Here is a 21,411-nt window from a genome sequence, read left to right as displayed (position 1 = left end):
CACCCGCACCCATCCCCATCCGGAAGGTCTGACACCGTGAAGCTCGACGGACTCCTGGGACTCGTCTCGCGTGACCCTGCGGTCGACGCGGTGACCGCCTCCATGGCTGCACGGGCCTCCGGGACCCTGGTCGCCCCGGCCGGCGTGCGACCTCCCGTCATCTCCCTGGCTGCCGACAAGCGGGGCATGTCCACGCTGGTCGTGGTGACCGCCTCGGGGCGCGACGCCGAGTCCATGGCCAATGCCCTGCGTGCCTGGACCGACGGCGTGGAGGTCTTCCCCGCCTGGGAGACCCTGCCCCACGAGAGGCTCTCCCCCCAGGCCGACACCATGGCACGACGGGTCGCCGTGCTGCGGCGCCTGGCCCATCCCGTGGCGGACGACCCCCACGCGGGTCCCATCCGCATCCTGGTGGTCCCCGTGCGCGCCCTGCTCCAACCGGTCATCCGCGGCCTGGGGGACCTGGAACCCGTGCGGGTCCGTGTCGGGGACGTCGTGGACCTGCCCGACCTCACCCAGCGCCTGGCCGACCTGGGCTACGAGCGTGTCGACATGGTCGAGGCGCGCGGCCAGATGTCTGTGCGCGGCGGCATCCTCGACGTGTTCCCGCCCCAGGAGGCCCACCCCGTCCGCCTGGAGCTGTGGGGGGACGAGGTCGACGAGGTGCGCTGGTTCTCCGTCTCCGACCAGCGCACCCTGGGTGAGGCCGCCGACGGACTGTGGGCCATCGCCTGTCGGGAACTCCTGCTCACCGCCACCGTGCGTTCCCGCGCCCGCGAGGCCGCCCACACCCTGCCCGGGGCGTCGGAGATCCTCGAACTCGCCTCGGAGGGCATCCCGAGCCCCGGCATCGAGTCACTGGCCCCGGTGCTCGTGGACGGCATGGACCGACTGGTCGACCTGGTGGCCGAGGACTCCGTGTTCGTCATGTCCGAGCCGGAGCGCATCCGGGCGCGCGCCGAGGACCTCGTGGCCACCACCGAGGAGTTCCTCCGCGCCGCCTGGTCCGCCGCAGCCGGTGGCGGGAAGGTGCCCGTCCAGGCGGGCACCGCCTCCTTCCTGCCCCTGGACGACGTCTGGGGCAGTGGGGCACGCAGGGGCTGGTGGCAGTTCACCACCCTGCCTCCCGCAGAACTCGCCGAGGCGCTCGCGGGCAGCGGGGACGAGGGCGACGCAGCCGTGCCGGCGCCGGGCCCGGCGGGCGGCGCGGGCACGGAGGGCACCTCCGACGAGGACGGCCCCGATCTGGACGCGACCGATCCGGTGGACACCGACACCGACACCGACCGGACCGATACCGACCGGGGCAACACGGCCCCGCCCTCGTCGATCGGGACGGGACGGCCCGCCGCACTGTCGGGGACCGCCCTGCCCGGCGGACTCCTGGCCCACGAACCCCGGGCGCTGGTCGTCTCCCCGTCCCTGGCCGTCGTCGGCGCCCGCGAGGTGAGGCCCTACCGTGGCGACTTCGCGCGCGCGGCGGAGGACCTGGGGAACCTGGTGCGTGCCGGCTGGCACCTGGTGATCACCACCGAGGGACCCGGACCCGGGCGGCGCATCGCCAGCATCCTCGCCGAGGCGGGGGTCGCGGCCCGCGTCGTCGACGACGTCGCCCACGAGCCGGATCCGGCCGTCGTCCACGTGACCACGGCCTCCGCCGGGGTCGGCTTCGTCATGGCAGGACAGCGTCTGGCGGTGCTCACCGAGGCCGACCTGACGGGCCGTGCCGGTGCCACCACCCGTGACATGCGGCGCATGCCGTCCAGGCGGCGCAAGGGCGTGGACCCCCTGACCCTGCACCCCGGGGACTTCGTCGTCCACGAGCAGCACGGCGTGGGGCGCTTCCTCGAGCTCGTCTCGCGCAGGGTCGGGCGCGGGGACGCTGCGGTGACACGGGACTACCTGCTCATCGAGTACGCGCCCTCGAAGAAGGGCCAACCCGGGGACCGGCTGTTCGTCCCCACCGACTCCCTGGACCAGGTCACCAAGTACACCGGCTCCGACCAGCCCTCCCTGTCACGCATGGGCGGGGCGGACTGGGCGAAGACCAAGCAGCGCGCCCGCAAGGCGGTCAAGGAGATCGCCAAGGAGCTGATCCGCCTCTACGCCGCGCGCCAGGCCACCCAGGGGCATGCCTTCTCCCCGGACACGCCCTGGCAGCGCGAGCTCGAGGACGCCTTCCCCTACGTGGAGACCCCCGACCAGCTCGTGACCATCGACGAGGTCAAGGCCGACATGGAGAAGCCCGTCCCCATGGACCGCCTCCTCACCGGTGACGTCGGCTACGGCAAGACGGAGATCGCGGTGCGTGCCGCCTTCAAGGCGGTCCAGGACGGGAAGCAGGTGGCCGTCCTCGTGCCGACGACCCTGCTGGTCCACCAGCACTACGAGACGTTCACCGAGCGTTACGCCGGTTTCCCCGTGGACGTGGCGACCCTGTCGCGCTTCTCCACCCACAAGGAGGCCGAGGAGGTCCGCCAGGGCCTGGCCTCGGGCAAGATCGACGTCGTCATCGGCACCCACTCCCTGCTGACGGGGACCGTGCGCTTCAAGGACCTGGGCCTGGTGGTCATCGACGAGGAGCAGCGTTTCGGCGTCGAGCACAAGGAGACCCTCAAGGCACTGCGCACCGACGTCGACGTGCTGTCGATGTCGGCCACGCCCATCCCGCGCACCCTGGAGATGGCGGTGTCGGGGATCCGTGAGATGTCGATCCTGCAGACACCACCCGAGGAACGCCAACCTGTCCTCACCTTCGTCGGGGCCTTCACCGATGCCCAGGTCAGTGCCGCCATCCGGCGTGAGCTGCTGCGCGACGGGCAGGTGTTCTACGTCCACAACCGCGTGGAGTCCATCAACTCCGTGGCCGCCCACGTCCAGGAGCTGGTGCCGGAGGCGCGCGTGCGCGTCGGCCACGGGAAGCTGGGGGAGCACGAGCTGGAGAACGTCATCGTGGACTTCTGGAACCACGAGTTCGACGTCCTCGTCTGCACGACCATCGTGGAGACGGGGCTCGACATCTCCAACGCCAACACCCTCATCGTCGATCGGGCCGACGTCTTCGGGCTCTCCCAGCTCCACCAGCTGCGCGGTCGCGTGGGACGCGGTCGCGAGCGGGCCTACGCCTACTTCTTCTACCCCGGGGACCGCACCCTCACCGAGACCGCCCACGAGCGCCTGCGCACCATCGCCCAGAACACGGACCTGGGGGCGGGGCTCGCCGTGGCGCAGAAGGACCTGGAGATCCGGGGCGCCGGCAACCTGCTGGGTGGCGCCCAGTCGGGGCAGGTCGAGGGCGTGGGCTTCGACATGTACGTGCGCATGGTGGCCGACGCCGTGGCCGAGTACCGCGGTGAGCGCCCGGCGGAGAAGGCGGACATCCACCTGGAGCTCTCGGTGGATGCCCACATCCCCGAGGACTACGTCACGGGGGAGCGCCTGCGACTGGAGGTCTACGCCAAGATCGCGGCCGTCACCACGCCCGAGCAGGAGGCCGACGTGCGCGAGGAGCTCGCCGACCGCTACGGTCCGATCCCGCGCGAGGTCGAACTGCTCTTCTCCCTGGCACGTCTGCGCGAGACCGTGCGCCGGGCGGGGATCGCGGAGATCGCCACGCAGGGCCGCTACCTGCGCATCGGCCCGGTGGAGCTGGCTGACTCCCAGGTGATCCGACTCAAGCGGCTCCACCCGGGTTCCGTCATCAAGGCGGCCGTGCGCCAGGTGCTGGTCCCGGTGCCCCAGACCGCCCGCGTGGGCGGGGTGCCGCTGACCGACGAGGCGCTGCTGGAGTGGGTCGAGACCCTCGTGACCAAGGTGCTGGTGCCGTTCTCGAAGTGAGACGGACCCGGTCGACGAGGGCGGCGCCCTCGCAGGGGTGCGGGGCCCGGCGTGCGGCGCGGGTCCGGGCGGCGCGCGGGTCCTTGCGGTGCGGGGATCCGGTCGGCCAGGTCCCGGGTGTCCGCACGTTGCTGTCGGTCGGGTGCCGTGCCCGCCCTGTCGTAGACTTGGGAGGCGGTCCGAGGGGACCGCACCGAGGGAGGTCGCACGTGTTCCACACTCGCAAGGGGAGGGTCCTCGCCGGACTGTCCTCACTCGCGCTGGTCGCCGGTCTCGGCGCATGCTCCGCCCAGCCGGGCGTCGCCCTGCAGGTGGGGGACACCACCTACACCGAGGCGGACGTCACGCAGTCGATCGACCAGTTCGACGCGATGTTCGGGCAGGAGCCGGGTCGCTCCGAGTTCGTCTCGGCCCTGGCCAGTGCCCACCACATCCAGGAGATGGGTGCCGACCACGGGATCGTCGTCGACGACGCCACCGTGGAGTCCCAGATCAAGGCCGCCGAGGAACAGCAGTCGATCACCACTGTGCCCGACGACCTCAACCACGCCCTCGTGGACCTGCTGAGGATGCAGATCACGGTCTCGGACCTGCAGTCCGCGGTGTCCGACACCTCCCAGTTGACCCAGGAGCTGGCGGAGAAGCAGGCCAGCGCCGATGTGCGGCTGAACCCGCGCTACGGGACGCTCGACCAGGACAACCAGATCGTCTCCTCGACGTTCGGCGATGTCGTGGGTTCCGGAACGGCGTCGGGATCCGACTCCTCCCAGAGCGGGAACTGACCGATCGGTCCTGCCACCATGACTCCCGGATGTGACCGATACCTCGCCGGAGGATCGGGCCGTGGCCCCCGAATGGGGACCATCGTCGCTCACCCGACGCGTGCGGGGCACCAGTGTGACGCCCCCGTGCGTCCACCCGTTCCAGGGGGTGCCCAACGGCGGCGCCCCGTACTACCGTTGACTGCGACAGCAGTCACGCAACCACATGAAGGAGAATGACGTGGCAAGGATTGAGGCAATCGGGGCTCGCGAGATCCTCGACTCCCGGGGCAACCCGACCGTCGAGGTCGAGGTCCTGCTCGAGGACGGCACCGTTTCGCGCGCATCCGTTCCCTCCGGAGCATCGACCGGCGCCTTCGAGGCCGTCGAGCGTCGTGACGGCGACAAGAGCCGCTACCAGGGCAAGGGCGTCCAGGACGCCGTGGAGGCCGTGACCGAGGTCATCGCCCCCGAGCTCATCGACGAGGATGCCACCGAGCAGCGTCACATCGACGAGGCCATGATCGACCTCGACGGCACCGACAACAAGGGCAAGCTGGGCGCCAACGCGATCCTGGGCGTGTCCCTGGCCGTCGCCAAGGCCGCCGCGGAGTCCGCCGGGCTCCCGCTCTACCGCTACCTGGGTGGCCCGAACGCACACGTGCTGCCGGTCCCGATGATGAACATCCTCAACGGTGGGTCCCACGCGGACTCCAACGTCGACATCCAGGAGTTCATGATCGCCCCCATCGGCGCACCGACCTTCCAGGAGGCACTGCGCTGGGGTGCGGAGACGTACCACACGCTGAAGTCCGTGCTCAAGGAGCGTGGGCTCTCCACCGGTCTGGGTGACGAGGGCGGCTTCGCGCCGAACCTGGCCTCCAACGCCGAGGCACTCGACCTCATCGTCGACGCCATCGAGAAGGCCGGCTACAAGCCCGGGCAGGACATCGCCCTGGCCCTGGATGTCGCCTCCTCGGAGTTCTTCAAGGACGGCCTGTACCAGTTCGAGGGCGAGGGTCGCTCCACGGACTACATGGTCTCCTACTACGAGAAGCTCATCTCGGACTACCCGCTGGTCTCCATCGAGGACCCGCTGTCCGAGGACGAGTGGGACGCGTGGAAGTCCCTGACCTCCGAGATCGGCTCCCGCGTGCAGCTGGTCGGCGACGACCTGTTCGTCACCAACCCGGCCCGCCTGCACAAGGGCATCGAGCTGGGCGTCGCGAACGCCCTGCTGGTCAAGGTGAACCAGATCGGTTCGCTGACCGAGACCCTCGACGCCGTCGAGGAGGCCACCCGCAACGGCTACCGCACGATGACCTCCCACCGCTCCGGCGAGACCGAGGACACGACGATCGCCGACCTGGCCGTGGCCACCAACGCCGGACAGATCAAGACCGGCGCCCCGGCCCGTTCCGAGCGCGTCGCCAAGTACAACCAGCTGCTGCGCATCGAGGAGGAGCTGGGCGACGCCGCTGTCTACGCCGGCCGCTCGTCCTTCCCCCGTGCCTCGTTCTGAGCCGCACCCCGCACTGAGCCGCACCCCCCTCCCCGCGAAGTCCGCTCCGTCGGGGGCACGAGGTCCGCTCAGTTGACGGCATGAAGTCCGTCCTCCTCCGGGAGGGCGGACTTCTGCGTGTCGGGGTGCGGCTGGTCGGGCCCGGACCCGGGGATGGTCGACGAGGGCGTCGCCGGGACGGCGGAGGCGTGCCTGTCGAGCGCGGTGTGGGCTCGCCGTTGTGCTGAGGACATGCCGCACGTCCTGTGGCGACAGACCCTGCGGGCGCGGCACCATGGGAGCATGCCTGACTCCCGATCCGTCCGACCTGCGCGGCCCAAGCCTCCCCGCCATCCCCACGCAGCGGGCACCGGCGCGCGCTCGGGCTCCTCCCGGGACCCGCAACGCACGAATGCCTCCGGGGACCGCAGGCGGGCCGCAGCCGCAGGGACCGGGGAAGCCCACGCGTCCGCATCCGACCCGGGTGCGCACGACGAGCCAACGCAGGTTGCCGACCCCGCTGCCATCTCCTCCCCTGTGAGTGGCTCCAGGTCGAATGCCCCGGAGCCCGGGCGTCCCGATCCGGCGGCGAAGCGGCGTCGCCCTCGTACGACCACGACGGCGAGCGCTCGCGCCACCGCCGCGCGACGACCCACCGACGGACGCCGTGGGTCCTCCTCTGCGGGCGAGCGGACGCCCCGGGAACGTCGCCCGCACTCCACCTTCAGCTTCGGCGGCCTGACGGTCTCGGTCCGTCTGCTCGGCATCGCCGTGGTCGGTGCGGTCCTGGCGGGCATGCTGGTGCCCTCCCTGTTCCAGTGGTGGCGCCAGGAACAGGACCTGCGCGACATCACGGCCCGGGTCGCCGCCGCCGAGCAGGACAACGCCGACATGCAGCACCAACTGGACCTGTGGAACGACCCCGACTACATCGCCTCCCAGGCGCGTTCCCGCCTCGGCTACGTGCTGCCCGGGGAGACCCAGTATGCTGTCGTGGACCCCGGAGCGGACCACGCGGACACCTCGCAGATCGACGCCGCCGAACCCCAGGGTCCAGCCCGTCCGTGGGTCCAGGTGCTGACCGCCTCGCTCACGGAGGCCGACGTCCCGAGGGAGTGACCCCACACCATGGCCCATGTGATCGACCCCGCCACCCCGACCGACATCGAGACCCTCCGCGGGCAACTCGGCCGCGTCCCCCGCGGTGTCGTCGGCATCGGTGCGCGCTGCGTGTGCGGACGCCCGACGGTGGTCGTCACCGCTCCGCGCCTGGAGGACGGCACCCCCTTCCCGACGACCTTCTACCTGACCTGCCCTCCTGCCGTGCGTGGGTGCTCGACGCTGGAGGCCGAGCACGTCATGGAGGACCTCAACACGTGGCTCCGGGAGGACGAGGGCGTCGCGGACGCCTACCGGGCGGCGCACGAGGACTACCTGGCACGGCGGCGCGAACTCGGGGAGGCGCCCGAGATCGAACGCGTCTCCGCGGGTGGCATGCCGACACGCGTGAAGTGCCTCCACGCCCTGCTCGGTCATGCCCTGGCGGCGGGCCCCGGCGTGAACCCGGTGGGGGACAGGACCCTCGCACTGCTCACGGCGCGCGGGTTGTGGGACGCGCAGCGCTGCTCCTGCTGACGGGCACCGGCGCCGGCGCCGGGGACGAGGTGCCCAGGGGTGCAGGGGCTCGGTGTGGGAGGATGTTCCGGTGACCCGTGTAGCTGCCATTGACTGTGGGACCAACTCCATCCGACTGCTCGTCGCTGATGCCGACTGGGAGGAGGGGCCCTCGGGGACGCGCGTCCCGCGCCTGCACGACCTCACCCGACAGATGCGCATCGTGCGCCTGGGACAGGGTGTGGACCGCACCGGCGTCCTGGATCCCGCGGCCATCGAGCGCACCCTCGAGGCGACCCGGGAGTACGCGGAGATGATCGACCGTCTGGGTGCCGACTCCATCCGTTTCGTCTCGACGTCCGCCACACGCGACGCCTCCAACCGCGAGGAGTTCGTCGAGGGGGTGCGTCGCGTGCTCGGTGTGGCCCCCGAGGTGGTGCCCGGTACGGAGGAGGCGGCCCTGTCCTTCAGGGGGGCCGTCAGCGGCGTCGACCCTGCCGCCCCGCGGCCACTGCTGGTGGTGGACATCGGAGGCGGTTCGACCGAGCTGGTGCTGGGCAGTGCCACCGTCGAACAGTCGGTCTCGATCGACATGGGCTCCGTGCGCGTGACCGAGAAGTTCCTCCAGGCCGGGGTGGACCGCCACTCGGAGGCGGCTGCGGTGTCCTGGATCGATGCCCAGCTCGACGCCGCCTCGGACCGGGTCGACCTGAGCCGGGTGGGGACCCTGGTGGGTGTGGCCGGAACGGTCACCACGATCACCGCCCAGGCGCTGGGTCTGACCAGCTACCAGCCCGAACGCATCGACGGCGCCGACCTGACGCTGGAGGAGATCGACGCGGCCGTGCGCTTCATGGTCGAGGAGCCCGTTCCCGTCAAGGCGGCCCTCGGCTTCATGCCGCAGGGACGTGAGGACGTCATCGCGGCCGGTGCGCTGATCTGGAGCCGTGTCGTCGCCCGCGTCGTGGAGCGCGCCGCGACCCGTGGGCACACCATCGACCACGTGCTCACCTCGGAGCATGACATCCTGGACGGGATCGCCCTGTCTCAGGTGTGAGTGGACAGGAGTCGCCCTCGTCCGCCCCCGGGGGCGCGTCCCGATGAGCCCCCTCGTCGACGAGGGCGGCCCCAGCCCCCATAGCCCAATCGGCAGAGGCAGCCGACTTAAAATCGGCTCAGTCCGGGTTCGAGTCCCGGTGGGGGCACCACGGGAGGGGACGGTTCCGGTCCGGGCGGTCGGGTGACATTCCGTAGGGGCACCGCACGTCTGGGAGGACCTGGACATGGCAGGAGTGGTGGCGTGGTGGGAGCGGCACCAGGTGCCCCTTCACATCGCCGCCCTCGTCCTGGGTGCCGTGGTCGGTCTGTCGTTCCCTGCGATCGCACACCCGGCGGAGATCGCCATCAACCCCGTCCTCGGTCTGCTGCTCTACGCGACGTTCCTGGGGGTGCCGTTCGCCCGGATCGGCCAGGCGTTCCGGGACTGGAGGTTCCTCGTCACGGTCCTCGCGCTGAACTTCCTGGTCGTGCCCGTCGTGGTCCGTCTCCTGACCGTGATCATCGCCCACGACCGCGCGCTGTTCATCGGGGCACTGTTCGTCCTCCTCTCGCCCTGCGTGGACTACGTCATCGTGTTCACCGGGATCGCGGGCGGCGCGAGGGATCGGCTGCTGGCGGCTGCACCGATGCTGATGCTCACCCAGATGCTCCTGCTGCCGGTCTACCTCTGGGTCTTCGTCGGCCCCAGTTTCGCCGCGAGTGTCGACCTCGCCCCGTTCGCCGAGGCGTTCCTGGTACTCATCGTGGTGCCACTGGTGGCTGCCGGGATCACCCAGTTCGCGGCGGCACGCACGCTCTGGGGGGTCCTGCTCCGCGACCGTGTCCTGGCGGCCATGGTGCCGCTGATGATGCTCACCCTCGCCGTCGTCGTCACCTCCCAGATCGCCCGGGTCGGGGCCAGCATCGGGTCGCTGCTGGCAGTCGTCCCGGTCTACGTGTTGTTCGCAGTGGTGATGGTCCCCATCGGTGTGGCCGCGGGCCGGATGGCGGGACTGGACCCCCGCAGTCGCCGGGCGATCGTCTTCAGTGGGGTGACCCGCAACTCGTTGGTGGTCCTCCCCCTCGCCCTCGCACTTCCCCCGGCGTTCGACCTCGCCCCACTCGTCGTCGTCACACAGACGCTGGTCGAGCTGGTCGTCATGGTGGTCCTGGTGCGACTCGTCCCGCGGCTGGTTCCCCTCCGGGACGCCGGGACCGTCGGGTGAGCCGGTGGGTCGGTGGGCCGGTGACCCGGTGGCCCCGGAGTGGCGAGCACCTTGAGGTTCTGCTCCTGTGAGGATTGCGTGCTGTGGGCCGAGGTACGCCTCCGGTCGCCCTCGTGCGTGGGGAACGACGAGGGCGACCCCCGCCCGCTGTCCCGAGGAGGAGTGCGCCGAGGGCGGAATCGATGAACAGCGCTGGCGCAGGAGACGAGGACATGACAGATTTGACGTGACTGACCAGCTACCCCACGGAGGAGACATGGCCAACCCGGTGTTCAACCGCCTCGAGTCGGAGTGGAAGGAGACCACCCCGGCGGGCTACCCGACGATGCCCGGCTACCAGCCCGGCTCCGCCGACACGGCGGACTCGACGCGGTTCCCCTACGCGGCAGCCGGAGCAGCCCAGGCTTCCCAGCGGCAGGTGCCCACCTACGACCAGCACGCGCTGGACGAGGCCGAGCGCGCCTATGCGGGGGCGTCGGCAGACGCCGTGGACCGCGGGCGCATGACCTACGACGACGTCATCATGAAGACGGGCCTGCTCTTCGGCGTCCTGCTGGTCGGGGCGGTCCTCGCCTGGATGGCGACCGTGGCCAACCCCGGTCTCGGAGTGCTGCTCATGGGTGCCGGCATGTTGGTGGGCTTCGTGCTCGCCATGGTCAACATCTTCTCCAAAACGATCCGCCCGGCTCTGATCATGGCCTACGCGGCGGCGCAGGGGCTGGCCATGGGTGGGCTCTCGGCCATCATGGAGGCCCAGTACGACGGCATCGTCGGCCAGGCAGTGCTGGCGACCGCCGCGGTCTTTGCCGTCACGCTGGCGCTCTTCGCCTCCGGGAGGGTCCGCAACTCCCCGAAGCTCGCGCGCTTCACGCTCATCGCCCTGATCGGCATCCTCGTCTACCGCGTCCTCAACTGGATCCTGGTTCTCACAGGTGTCTTCTCGACGGCGGGTGGCATGAACGACGCGACCTTCATGGGCTTCCAGCTCGGCACGGTCGTCGGCGTGGTTGCGGTCCTCATCGGTGCTGCCTGCCTGATCCAGGACTTCGACCAGGCCAAGGTGGGTGTCGAGATGGGGGCTCCGGCGAAGTTCGCCTGGTCCTGCGCGTTCGGCCTCATGGTCACCGTGGTGTGGATGTACGTGGAGATCCTGCAGCTGCTCGGCCGTATGAGGAACTGACCTGCCGCTCCCTCCCCTCGCGGGGCACGACTCCCCGCGCGTCCGGGCCAGGCCCCGGACAACACTGATTCCAACGACCCACCACCGTCCAGGAGAAGACATGGAGAACATCACCGTCACCGGAGACTTCGGCCGCAAGCCCACTCTCGATTTCTCGGGGGCCGAGCCCTCCGAGGACCTGCTCGTGGAGGTCCTCCACGAGGGCGACGGCCAGGAGGTCGAGCCCGGGGACCAGATCCAGTGCCACTACCTGGGTCAGGTGTGGAACGGGGGCGTCTTCGACAACTCCTACGACCGTGGTCAGGCGCTGGCCTTCCAGATCGGCGTCGGCATGGTGATCCGCGGCTGGGACGACGGACTGGTGGGGCAGAAGGTGGGTTCCCGAGTGCTGCTCTCGATCCCCTCCGAGTACGGCTACGGGGACCGCGGGGTGCCCCAGGCCGGCATCGGCGGCGGAGACACCCTGGTCTTCGTCACCGACATCCTCGGGGTGCACTGAGCCCTCGGGGTGCACCACCGGAGCTGCGCTCCGGGACAGCAACTCCCGCGACGTCCGCCGTGCCGGTGGGCCATTCCTGGCCTGCCTGCACGGCGGACGTCCGCGTACACGGGTGGTGACGGTTCCCGACGGTGGGAATCATCGGAAGAGGTCTGACCTGAGCGGACTTCGACCCTCCAACAGGGCGGACTTCGACCCTGGAACGGAGCGGACCTCGAGCCTGGAACAGAGCGGACTTCGACCCTGGAACGGAGCGGACCTCGACCCTCGAACAGAGCGGACTTCGCCGAAGGGGGGAGGGTCAGGCGGGGGTGCGGGGCGGGAGGACCGGGCAGGCGATGCCCGTGCGTGCGTGGCACTGGTAGCCGTTGGGATGCTTCCACAGGTAACCCTGGTGGTGGTCCTCGGCCTGCCAGAAGGGACCGGCCAGCTCGGCGGGCCCGACCTCGGTGGTGATGGGACCGAAACCTCGGGCGGCGATCTCCTCCGCGTAGGCGTCCCGGGTGGCCAGTGCGGTCCCGAGCTGCTCCGGGGTGGTCGTCCAGATGGCACTGCGGTACTGGCTGCCCACGTCATTGCCCTGCCGGTCGCCCTGGGTCGGGTCGTGGATCTCGAAGAACGTCGAGATGATGCGTGCGGCGTCCGTGACGCCGGTGTCGTAGACGACGCGAACGGTCTCGGCATGTCCGGTCGTGCCGGTGCAGACCTGCTCGTAGGTCGGGTGGGGCGTGGTCCCGCCCATGTAGCCCGTGGCCGTGGCCACCACGCCCTCGGTCTCCCAGAAGACCTTCTCCACCCCCCAGAAGCACCCTGCTGCCAGGAAGACCACCTCGTGTCCCTCGTCGGCAGGGAGGTCCAGAGGGGTCCCCAGCACGACATGGACGCCCGGCCGGGGCGCATGGGGGTGGATGACGTCGTGGAACGTGAACATGGTGGTCCTCCCGATTCGTCGACTGACCCCATTGCAGCACGGTCGGGGCACAGGCGCATTCCGGGTCCCCGCCGGCCTGGACCACGGTCGTGTGAGGTCCGACCGGAGGCACGCATGTACCCTGACCGGAGGCCGATCGGAAGGACTGCTTGATGAATCCACGGGTGCCCCACGCTGGCCGGGGCCGCTTCGGCGAACTCTTCGACCGTCTCTCAGCTTCCCGGAGTGAGGACCACGACGACTTCCGCGCGGAGGAGGCCGTCCGTTTCCTGGACCAGAGCCCCATGCGGGCCCAGGCCGATGCGGCCTCGCTCGTCTCCTGGCCCCTGCGTGTGGCCTCGGCATGGTCCTGGCGGATCCTCATGGTCGTGGCGGCCGCGGCTGTCGCGTGCTGGGGTGCCATGCAGTTGTCCGTCGTGGTCCTGCCGGTGGCGATCGCCCTGCTCCTCACGGTGCTCCTGGAGCCATTGGTCGCCTTCCTCGTGCGTCGTGTCCACCTCTCCCGCACGGTGGCCGCCGCCGTCGGTCTGCTCATCGCCCTGGCAGTCGTGGTGGGGCTGGTCTCCCAGGCCGCGGCCTCACTGTTCCGTCAGTTCCCCGATCTGCTGGCGAAGGCGACCGATGGCCTGGAGAAGGCCTTCGACTGGCTGAAGACGGGCCCGCTGGCCCTGGACACCTCCGCCGTGGACCAGGCCCTGGACGGTCTGCAGGACGAGATCACCAAGTTCCTCCAGTCGAACTCCTCGCTGTTGGCCTCCGGGGCCCTCAGCGTGACGTCCTCACTCATCTCGATCGTCACCGGCTCCCTGATCATGCTCTTCTGCCTCTTCTTCTTCCTCAAGGAGGGGCGCCGCATTTGGCTGTGGGTGGTGCGGCTCATGCCGGCCCCGGCGCGCGGCCCCGCCCACGAGTCCGCGATCCGTGGCTGGGTGACACTGGGCGGCTACGTGCGCACCCAGATCAAGGTTGCGGCCATCGACGCGGCAGGCATCGGTCTGGGGGCCTTCGCCCTCGGTGTCCCCATGGCACTCCCGATCACGATCCTGGTGTTCTTCGGCTCCTTCATCCCGATCGTCGGCGCATTCGTGTCGGGTTCGGTGGCCGTGCTCGTCGCCCTCGTGGACCAGGGGCCGACCAAGGGCATCATCATGCTGGTCATCATCCTGGCGGTGCAGCAGCTCGAGGGCAATGTGCTCCAGCCGTGGCTGATGTCCAACGCCGTCTCCCTGCACCCGGTGGCCGTGCTGCTGGTGGTCGCGGGAGCTGGTTCGGTGGCCGGCATCGTCGGTGCGGTCTTCGGTGTGCCGATCGCGGCGTTCCTCAACGCCACGTTCCTCTACCTGCACGGATATGACGGAATCCCGGGGTTGGCCACCAAGGCCGATCGCCCCGGCGGGCCTCCGGGAATGCTCGACTCCATGGTCGCCGCCTCCTACACGACGCCTGCCGGTCCCGAGAAGCAGGTGGGCAGGGACGAGGGCGGTCCCGGAGCCGAAGGAGCACAGGGGCGCGCACCGACAGGCACGGACGCGGAGCGCGGCCGTCCGGAGCCCGTGCTGGGCACGCCGGACGTCCCACCACCGGGGGCGGGTGAGGTGGAGTCCGAGCCCGAGGGGAAGGACTGAGGCAGATCCGAGGGGGTCCACGAGGCCTCGACGGGGGCGGTCGTGGCGCGCGTCAGGATCCGGCGCCACGCGGACGGACCCACGTCATCGCGTGGGGAGCCGGGCACACCCCGGGGGCATGCACCGTCGACGGGGACGCGGTCGGGGGGTGGTGCCGTGTGGCACCACCCCCCGACTCCGGCCCAGCGCCGTGCTCCAAGTTGGTCCGGAGCTCCTCCGGTGGTCCGGAGGGTGTGTCGCTCAGGCCCCGTAGGGCACGCAGTCGAGGATCTCGACCTCGATCGTGCGACCGTTGGGCGCGACGTAGCTGATCGTGTCGCCGATCTTGGCACCGTTGACGGCGGCTCCCAGCGGCGCGCCCGTGGAGAACACCTGCACTCCCAGGTCCCCTCCCGCATCACGGGATCCGAGCAGGAACTTCTGCTCCCTGCCGGCCACGAGAGCCGTGACGACCATGCCGGGTTCGACCACGCCGTCATTGGCCGGGGTCTCACCGACCTCGGAGTTCTTGAGCAGGTCCTCCAGGGCGAGGATGCGGGTCTCGTTCATCGACTGTTCATTGCGAGCGGCGTGGTACCCGCCGTTCTCACGCAGGTCGCCCTCCTGGCGCGCAGCATCGATGAGGTGCGCGATCTCGGGGCGGCGCTTCGTGGTGCGTTCCTCCAGCTCGGCCGAGAGCGTGTCGTACTGCGCCTGGGTCAGCCACTTGGTTTCCGCCATGTGAACCTCCAAAAAAGTGACCGGCACCGAGGCGGTGCCGGCGTGATGATGTCGGGCCAGTCTACCAAGACTGTGCGGGAAGGGCCCGGAGTCGGACAAGTTGCCCCGGTCGCCCGGCACGTGGAGCCCGCACACGCGTCGTGGCGCATGGGGGTCCCGCACCCGCGCCGTGCCCCCTCGTGGTCCTGCGGTACCGCCGGCCGTCACGGACCACGGGGTGGTCCGAGGTGTGCGTCCGGCGGCATCGAGGGGTCTGCCCCCGGGGGGACTTCAGCCGAGCACTGCCAGGAAGACGGCCACGCAGTGGCACGCCCAGGCGAGCACGGTGCAGAGGTGGAAGATCTCGTGGAACCCGAACCAGGTGGGGGAGGGGTCGGGCTTCTTGCGTGCATAGACGACGGCACCGGCCGTGTAGAGCACGCCGCCCGCGATCACCAGCCAGACGACGGCCGGACCACCAGCTGCCCACAGTTCGGGCAGGAACCAGACGGCCACCCATCCGAGCACCACGTAGACCAGGGTCGAGAGCCACCGGGGGGCGGTGGGCCAGAAGATGTTGAGCAGGATCCCCGCGACGGCCCCGGACCAGATGATGAGCAGCAGGTTGCGCTGGTCGGGTTCCCCCAGCAGGGACACGGCCAGCGGGGTGTAGGTGCCGGCGATGAGCAGGAAGATGTTGCAGTGGTCGAAGCGGCGCCACATGTGCTCCCACCGGGGGGCCCAGTAGAAGCGGTGGTAGACCGCGGAGACCCCGAAGAGCACGAGGGAGGAGGCCATGTAGACCGCGGACGCCCACTTGGTGGCCTCCGTGGGGGCCAGGGCGAGCAGCACGACGGAGGCGGCCAGGGACAACGGGGCGGCCACGAGGTGGAGCCATCCGCGCAGGCGCGGCTTGATGGCCACTACCTGGTCGGGGACCCAGCTCGTGGGCTTCAGGGACGCGATCCTCATGGGTGACCTTCCTGGTCGGAACTGCTCCTTACGTTACCGTAGGTTACTCCTGCGTATCCTGGTGTCAAGGTCCCCCGGCCTGCTGCCCGCGTGCCCGTGCGGCTGTGTCGCCAGCGGCCGCAGGAGCAGCGGGGCCACACCCCGCGTCCGATCCCGGGTCATCCGTGTCGGACGTGCGACCCACGCGGGGCCGTCTCGCGGTCGCCCTCGTGCCGTGACGGTCACAGCTGCCCGCCCGGGCGACTAATCTGGGGGCCGAGGCCCTGTGCAGCCCTGTCGGGGCCGGTGGCCGACCAGAGGTGCGATGGGGAGGACTTGGATGGCTCACTGGAACCTCCTCTACGACCTGTACGAGAGGCGTGTGCGTTCCGAGCTGCCCGCCGGGGCCATCCCCAGGCACGTCGGCGTGATCCTGGACGGCAACAGGCGGTGGGCACGCTCCATCGGCACGACCGCCTCCCACGGACACCGCGCGGGGGCGGGCAAGATCGCCGAGTTCCTCGGCTGGGCGGACGAGGTCGGGGTCGGGATCGTCACCCTGTGGATGCTCTCCACGGACAACCTGGACCGCGACGACGCGGAGCTGGACGAGCTCTTCGCGATCATCGTGGCGGCGGTGCGCTCCCTGGCCGATGAGGGGCGGTGGCACCTGCGCATCGTCGGGGACCTCTCCCTGCTGCCCGAGGACGTGACCGAGGACCTGCGCCGGGCCGAGCAGGACACCTCGGCGGTGGAGGGCGTCGTCGTCAACATCGCCGTGGGCTACGGCGGGCGCCACGAGATCGCCGACGCCGTGCGTTCCCTGTTGCGCGAGGCCTGCGAGGAGGGCCGGACACTGGACGAGGTCGCCCAGAGCCTCACGGACGCCGACATCACCGACCACCTCTACACCAAGGGGCAGCCGGATCCGGACCTGGTGATCCGCACCTCGGGGGAGCAACGTCTCTCCGGGTTCATGATCTGGCAGTCGGTGCACACGGAGTTCTACTTCTGCGAGGCGTACTGGCCCGATTTCCGTCGCGTGGACTTCCTGCGCGCCCTGCGCAGCTATGCCCAGCGTGAGCGCCGCATGGGGCGCTGAGCGCTCCCGCACAACGTGGGGCACCGTGCGCCCCGGACGTGGAACTGCCCGGCACCGGCGTGATCTCCCCGCCGGTACCGGGCAGCACCCGAGCCCGTGGAGCGCTCAGATGATCCCGGCCACCTCCGAGAGCCACGGCGGGTTGGCCCCGGCGCGTGAGACCGTGATGTCGGAGATGTGGGAGGCGCGGTCCAGGATCGCCCCGACCTTCGCCTCGTCCAGCGTGCGCAGCGCCGGGCGCGACATGGCCCCGACCAGGCCGAGTGACCACAGGGCGTCGATGATGCCACCCATGAAGGAGTCCCCCGCTCCCACGGAGTCGATGACCTTCACGTCCGCGGGGACGGCCGCCCGCCGGATCCCGGTGGAGGTGTGGACCAGACCACCCTCCTTGCCACGCGTGACGATGACCATGGCGGGTCCCATCGTCAGCCAGTCGCCCATGACGTCCTCGACGGCCCGACCGCCGGTCAGCCAGTCGATGTCCTCGTCGGAGACCTTGACGACGTCGGAGACGGCGACGAACTTGTTGACGATCTCCAGGGACTTCTCGGGGTCACCCATGATGGCGGGTCGGGCATTGGGGTCGTAGGTGATGATCGCGTGCTGGCGGGCGGCCACGAGCGCATCGAGCACGACGGGGCCACCGGGTTCGATGACGGCGGCGATGGAGCCGGCGTGGACGACGCGCGCCGTCTTGGCGACCCTCATGGGTGCCTTCGGTGCCCACTCCAGGTCGAAGGTGTAGCTGGCCTTGCCGTCCTCGTCGAGGGTGGCAGTGGCGGTGGGGGTGTGGGTGGCGCCGTAGGACTCGGGAGTGATCAGGACGTGGGAGGCACCGAAGTGCTCGGCGAGGGCCTGCCCGCGCGGATCGTCGGCGATCCACGTCTGCAGGGCGACGTTGCGTCCGAGCCGGCCCAGGGTCATGGCGACGTTGGCCGGGGAGCCCCCGGGGATCTCCGTGGCGGCGGCGGGGTTGCCGGCGGGGGTGACGATGTCCATGAGGGCCTCGCCGATGGCGAGGACATGGGGGTCGGTGGCGAGGTCCATGGGTGTCTTCCTGTTCGATGCGTTGATCGGTACTGCCCGGAGGCCACCTCGGCGCGGCCCTCCTGTGACCCAAGACTAGCCTCCGGACACGCCCCGGGATGGGGCATCGGACCCATGCGTGACCACCCCCGCACCTGCGCCGACAGGCGGACGGTCTACTCCGAGGGGGTCTGCGAGGGCGACTCCACCCGCTGGGCCCGGTCGAGCCTCGCCTGGGCGTCCTCCAGGATGGAGCGACACCGGGCCGCCAGCGCCTCGCCGCGCTCCCACAGACCGAGTGTGGCCTCCAGGGGGGCACGTCCGCCTTCGAGCCGGGCGACGATGTCGACCAGTTCGTCACGTGCCTGCTCGTAGCCGAGTGAGGCGGGATCGGGGAGGTTCTGGCTGGTGTCCTGGTCATTCATGCGTGGTCTCCTGGTTCGGGGTGGGTGTCGGGGCTGTCGGTCCCGGGGCGGTCGGGCGGTCCCCGTCGACGAGGGCGTCCCCGTCGCGCGTGGCACCCGGACCTGATGTGGTCCTCTCCTCCCCGGGGGTCGCCCCGATCACCTGGGCGACGAGGCGGCCGTGGGCGAGGATGCCCTCGAGCAGGTCACCCTTGCGCACGTCGGTGGCGGAACGGACCAACGCACCGGAGGGAGTGCGCAGCATCGCGTAGCCACGCTCGAGGGTGGCCTGGGGGGAGATCGCCGTCAGGGTCGCCTGGGCTCGCGCGAGGTCGGTGCGCTCCTCGCCCAGTCGACGTGCCAGGGACTGGCCGAGGCGCATGGCCAGGGAGTCCACCACGGCGAGGTGCTGGTCGATGACGGCGGTCGGGCGCTGTAGGACGGGGCGCCCTTCCAGCAGGGCCAGGTGGGAGCGCTCCGTCATGAGCCGGTTGCCGACGGCGGCCCGCATGCGGGACACCGCGTGCGCCAGCCCCTCCAGTTCCCGGGCCCGGTCGGGCACGATGCGGCGCGCCGCATCGGTGGGGGTCGAGGCGCGGTAGTCGGCGACGAGGTCGAGCAGGGGGGCGTCGCCCTCGTGCCCGATGGCGGAGACGAGCGGGGTGCGCACGGCGGCCGCGGCACGCACGAGCACCTCCTCGGAGAAGGGGAGGAGGTCCTCCACGGATCCGCCGCCGCGCGCGACGACGATGACGTCGACCTCGGGCAGGGAGTCCAGGTCCAACATCGCGGCGCTGACCTCCCGCACCGCGTACTGGCCCTGGACCGCGACCTCGCGGACCTCGAAGCGGATGCCGGGCCAACGGGCGGAGGCGTTGACGATGACGTCGTCCTTGGCCTTCGCGTTGCGCCCGCACACCAGGCCCACGACGCGGGGCAGGAAGGGGAGGGGGACCTTGCGGTCGGAGGAGAAGAGCCCTTCGGCGTCCAGGGTGCGTCGCAGCTGCTCGATGCGGGCGAGCAGGTCGCCGAGCCCCTGGAGGTGGACCTCGGCGGCACGCAGGTTCAGGGTGCCGCGCCGCTCCCAGAAGACGGGCTTGACCCGGGTGACCACGCGGGCGCCCTCGTCGAAGCCGGGGCCGGCGTGGTCGAGCACGTCGGGGAAGGCCGAGACCGTCATGGAGGTGTCGGTCTCCACGTCGCGGAGCACGAAGAAGGCCATGCGGGTGCCGGGGCGGGGCTTGTACTCCACGACCTGGCCCTCCACCCACAGGGGGGACATCCGGTCGACGTAGATCTTGATGTTCTCCGTCAGCCGGCGCAGCGGCCAGGGGTTGTCCCGGGTCGTCTCGGCGGCCCGGGCGGCCGGTGCGGGGGTGGCCCGGCCCTGCGCCGGGTCCGGGCCGCCGAGACGNCCACAGGGGGGACATCCGGTCGACGTAGATCTTGATGTTCTCCGTCAGCCGGCGCAGCGGCCAGGGGTTGTCCCGGGTCGTCTCGGCGGCCCGGGCGGCCGGTGCGGGGGTGGCCCGGCCCTGCGCCGGGTCCGGGCGCTGGTCGGGGGTCAGGGGTGCGGGCACCCCCTCAGGATGCCATCCCTGGGCGGGGGCGTCATCCCGGGGTGGGGCCGTGGAAACCGTCCACACGCCGGTGGGAGGCCGTCAGCCCGGCGAGCACTCGTGGCGCACCGTGACCGGGGCCTCCCACATGTGACCCGTACGGATGCGGACAGCTCGTGCCGGACGCGGCCCGGAACGCCGTGCCGGCCCGCCGCGACGAGGTGGTGACCACGGACACGGACGTCGTGGTGCCGGGAGCCGCGCGCAGCACCTACGTGGCCTGCCCCACGCGCCCGGACGCCGCCACCCGGATAGATTGGTCGCATGACGACCCAGACCCAGCCCGCCACCGGCGCATCGGCGGACACCACTCCGGAGACGCCGACCCCGACGGGCGGAACCGTGCTCCTGGCAGCCCCACGTGGTTACTGCGCAGGTGTCGACCGCGCTGTCGACGTCGTGGAGAAGACACTCGACCTGTACGGTCCGCCGGTCTACGTGCGCAAGGAGATCGTCCACAACAAGTACGTCGTGGAGACCCTGACCCGACGTGGCGCGGTCTTCGTGCAGGACACCGACGAGGTGCCCGAGGGCGCGCGTGTGGTGTTCTCCGCCCACGGGGTGTCCCCGCAGGTGCGTGCCGCGGCAGACGCCCGCCACCTCGCCACCATTGACGCCACCTGCCCGCTGGTCACGAAGGTCCACCGCGAGGCCGTCCGCTTCGCCAAGGACGACTACGACATCATCCTGGTCGGTCACGAGGGCCACGAGGAGGTCGAGGGGACCTTCGGGGAGGCACCCAGCCACATCCAGGTCGTCGGATCCCCCGACGAGGTCGCGAACGTGGTCGTGCGCGACCCCTCCCGTGTCGTGTGGATCTCCCAGACCACGCTGTCCGTGGACGAGACGCGCGAGACGGTGGACCGTCTGCGGGAGCGGTTCCCCCAGCTCATCGACCCGCCCTCGGACGACATCTGCTACGCGACACAGAACCGCCAGGTCTCGGTGAAGACGATCGCCCCACGCGTCGACGTGATGATCGTGGTGGGTTCCGCCAACTCCTCGAACTCGGTGCGCCTGGTGGAGGTCGCCCTGGAGGAGGGGGCGGGCTCCGCCCACCGCATCGACAAGGCCGATGAGTTGGATCCGGCCTGGTTCCGGGGTGCCTCCACCGTCGGTCTCACCTCGGGGGCATCGGTGCCGGAGATCCTCGTGCGTGACGTCATCGACTGGTTGGGGGAGCACGGCTTCCCCACGGTGGAGGAGGTCCGCACCGAGACCGAGACGATCACCTTCGCCCTTCCCCGCAACCTGCGCTCCGAACTCACTGCCGGAGGACTGGCCGATCCGCGTCCCCACGCCCCGCGTCGCGTGAGCTCCGACCACACCAGCTGAGCCCCGGGCACGTGGCGGAGTCACTGCGCGGCGGGACTCCCGCTGCTCGGATGTCCGCGG

Annotated in this window: 19 protein-coding genes and 1 tRNA gene; 13 read left to right on the top strand and 7 right to left on the bottom strand. The window is 70.6% G+C overall.

What is annotated here, in order from left to right:
• Window positions 1-36: 36 nt before the first annotated feature.
• From mfd to eno, 3 genes are all read left to right on the top strand, one after another.
• Window positions 37-3,837: a transcription-repair coupling factor gene (gene mfd, locus BQ9890_RS16085; RefSeq protein ID WP_230297781.1), complete on the top strand. Its 3,801-nt coding sequence runs from the start codon at window positions 37-39 to the stop codon at window positions 3,835-3,837.
• A gap of 209 nt (window positions 3,838-4,046) precedes the next feature.
• Entirely contained in the window at window positions 4,047-4,619 is a 573-nt protein-coding gene (locus BQ9890_RS02265; protein ID WP_075889024.1) for a hypothetical protein, read from the top strand.
• A gap of 220 nt (window positions 4,620-4,839) precedes the next feature.
• On the top strand, window positions 4,840-6,120 hold the full coding sequence (gene eno, locus BQ9890_RS02260) for a phosphopyruvate hydratase (protein WP_078062515.1): 1,281 nt from the start codon (window positions 4,840-4,842) through the stop codon (window positions 6,118-6,120).
• A 68-nt stretch (window positions 6,121-6,188) separates the two neighbouring features.
• On the opposite strand, the gene BQ9890_RS15595 is transcribed toward eno, so the two are convergent.
• Window positions 6,189-6,353, bottom strand: a complete 165-nt coding sequence (locus BQ9890_RS15595) for a hypothetical protein (RefSeq protein ID WP_154671896.1) — start codon at window positions 6,351-6,353, stop codon at window positions 6,189-6,191.
• A 49-nt stretch (window positions 6,354-6,402) separates the two neighbouring features.
• On the opposite strand from BQ9890_RS15595, the gene BQ9890_RS02255 reads away from it, so the two are divergent.
• The 7 genes from BQ9890_RS02255 to BQ9890_RS02225 all read left to right on the top strand — a co-directional run bounded on the left by BQ9890_RS02255 (window position 6,403) and on the right by BQ9890_RS02225 (window position 11,656).
• Window positions 6,403-7,218 carry an FtsB family cell division protein gene (locus BQ9890_RS02255; RefSeq protein ID WP_078062514.1) on the top strand — a complete coding sequence of 272 codons (816 nt, stop codon included), beginning with the start codon at window positions 6,403-6,405 and terminating at the stop codon, window positions 7,216-7,218.
• Between the two features lie 9 nt (window positions 7,219-7,227).
• The gene (locus BQ9890_RS02250; protein WP_075889018.1) at window positions 7,228-7,734 is read left to right on the top strand and encodes a DUF501 domain-containing protein; all 507 of its coding nucleotides are present in this window, start codon (window positions 7,228-7,230) and stop codon (window positions 7,732-7,734) included.
• 70 nt (window positions 7,735-7,804) lie between these two features.
• A complete protein-coding gene (locus tag BQ9890_RS02245) occupies window positions 7,805-8,770 on the top strand; it encodes a Ppx/GppA phosphatase family protein (protein ID WP_075889016.1) in 966 nt (321 codons plus the stop codon).
• Between the two features lie 74 nt (window positions 8,771-8,844).
• Window positions 8,845-8,921 (top strand) — tRNA-Leu (locus tag BQ9890_RS02240).
• Window positions 8,922-8,996: 75 nt separating this feature from the next.
• On the top strand, window positions 8,997-9,977 hold the full coding sequence (locus BQ9890_RS02235) for an arsenic resistance protein (protein WP_075889014.1): 981 nt from the start codon (window positions 8,997-8,999) through the stop codon (window positions 9,975-9,977).
• Between the two features lie 256 nt (window positions 9,978-10,233).
• Window positions 10,234-11,157: a Bax inhibitor-1/YccA family protein gene (locus tag BQ9890_RS02230; RefSeq protein WP_075889012.1), complete on the top strand. Its 924-nt coding sequence runs from the start codon at window positions 10,234-10,236 to the stop codon at window positions 11,155-11,157.
• 100 nt (window positions 11,158-11,257) lie between these two features.
• Window positions 11,258-11,656: an FKBP-type peptidyl-prolyl cis-trans isomerase gene (locus BQ9890_RS02225; RefSeq protein ID WP_075889010.1), complete on the top strand. Its 399-nt coding sequence runs from the start codon at window positions 11,258-11,260 to the stop codon at window positions 11,654-11,656.
• A 301-nt stretch (window positions 11,657-11,957) separates the two neighbouring features.
• On the opposite strand, the gene msrA is transcribed toward BQ9890_RS02225, so the two are convergent.
• A complete protein-coding gene (msrA, locus tag BQ9890_RS02220) occupies window positions 11,958-12,587 on the bottom strand; it encodes a peptide-methionine (S)-S-oxide reductase MsrA (protein WP_075889008.1) in 630 nt (209 codons plus the stop codon).
• 152 nt (window positions 12,588-12,739) lie between these two features.
• Between msrA and BQ9890_RS02215 the strand changes: the two genes are divergently transcribed.
• Complete coding sequence (locus BQ9890_RS02215; protein WP_075889006.1) at window positions 12,740-14,212, top strand: AI-2E family transporter; 1,473 nt, start codon at window positions 12,740-12,742, stop codon at window positions 14,210-14,212.
• A gap of 240 nt (window positions 14,213-14,452) precedes the next feature.
• Here the strand turns inward: BQ9890_RS02215 and greA are convergent, their stop codons facing one another.
• Both greA and trhA read right to left on the bottom strand, forming a co-directional pair.
• Window positions 14,453-14,932, bottom strand: a complete 480-nt coding sequence (greA, locus tag BQ9890_RS02210) for a transcription elongation factor GreA (RefSeq protein ID WP_075889004.1) — start codon at window positions 14,930-14,932, stop codon at window positions 14,453-14,455.
• Between the two features lie 270 nt (window positions 14,933-15,202).
• A complete protein-coding gene (gene trhA, locus BQ9890_RS02205; RefSeq protein ID WP_075889002.1) occupies window positions 15,203-15,883 on the bottom strand; it encodes a PAQR family membrane homeostasis protein TrhA in 681 nt (226 codons plus the stop codon).
• A 319-nt stretch (window positions 15,884-16,202) separates the two neighbouring features.
• Between trhA and BQ9890_RS02200 the strand changes: the two genes are divergently transcribed.
• A complete protein-coding gene (locus BQ9890_RS02200) occupies window positions 16,203-16,964 on the top strand; it encodes an isoprenyl transferase (protein ID WP_075889000.1) in 762 nt (253 codons plus the stop codon).
• A 105-nt stretch (window positions 16,965-17,069) separates the two neighbouring features.
• Here BQ9890_RS02200 and BQ9890_RS02195 read toward each other — a convergent pair whose 3' ends face one another.
• The 3 genes from BQ9890_RS02195 to xseA form a co-directional block, all read right to left on the bottom strand.
• A complete protein-coding gene (locus BQ9890_RS02195) occupies window positions 17,070-18,014 on the bottom strand; it encodes a PfkB family carbohydrate kinase (protein WP_075888998.1) in 945 nt (314 codons plus the stop codon).
• Between the two features lie 155 nt (window positions 18,015-18,169).
• Window positions 18,170-18,418, bottom strand: coding sequence for an exodeoxyribonuclease VII small subunit (locus BQ9890_RS02190; protein ID WP_075888996.1), 249 nt, complete (start codon window positions 18,416-18,418; stop codon window positions 18,170-18,172).
• Entirely contained in the window at window positions 18,411-19,679 is a 1,269-nt protein-coding gene (xseA, locus tag BQ9890_RS02185; RefSeq protein ID WP_230297780.1) for an exodeoxyribonuclease VII large subunit, read from the bottom strand. Before xseA ends, BQ9890_RS02190 begins: the two co-directional genes overlap by 8 nt.
• Window positions 19,680-20,280: 601 nt before the next feature.
• Here xseA and BQ9890_RS02180 point away from each other — a divergent pair.
• Window positions 20,281-21,351 (top strand): 4-hydroxy-3-methylbut-2-enyl diphosphate reductase, encoded by a 1,071-nt coding sequence (locus BQ9890_RS02180; protein ID WP_075888994.1) that lies wholly within the window; start codon window positions 20,281-20,283, stop codon window positions 21,349-21,351.
• The last annotated feature ends 60 nt before the right edge of the window (window positions 21,352-21,411 follow it).

The sequence above is a fragment of the Actinomyces provencensis genome, from assembly GCF_900155435.1.
GTDB classification, from domain to species: Bacteria; Actinomycetota; Actinomycetes; order Actinomycetales; family Actinomycetaceae; genus Pauljensenia; species Pauljensenia provencensis.
Note: the sequence above shows the minus strand (reverse complement) of the source record. Positions and strands in the feature narration are given on the sequence as shown.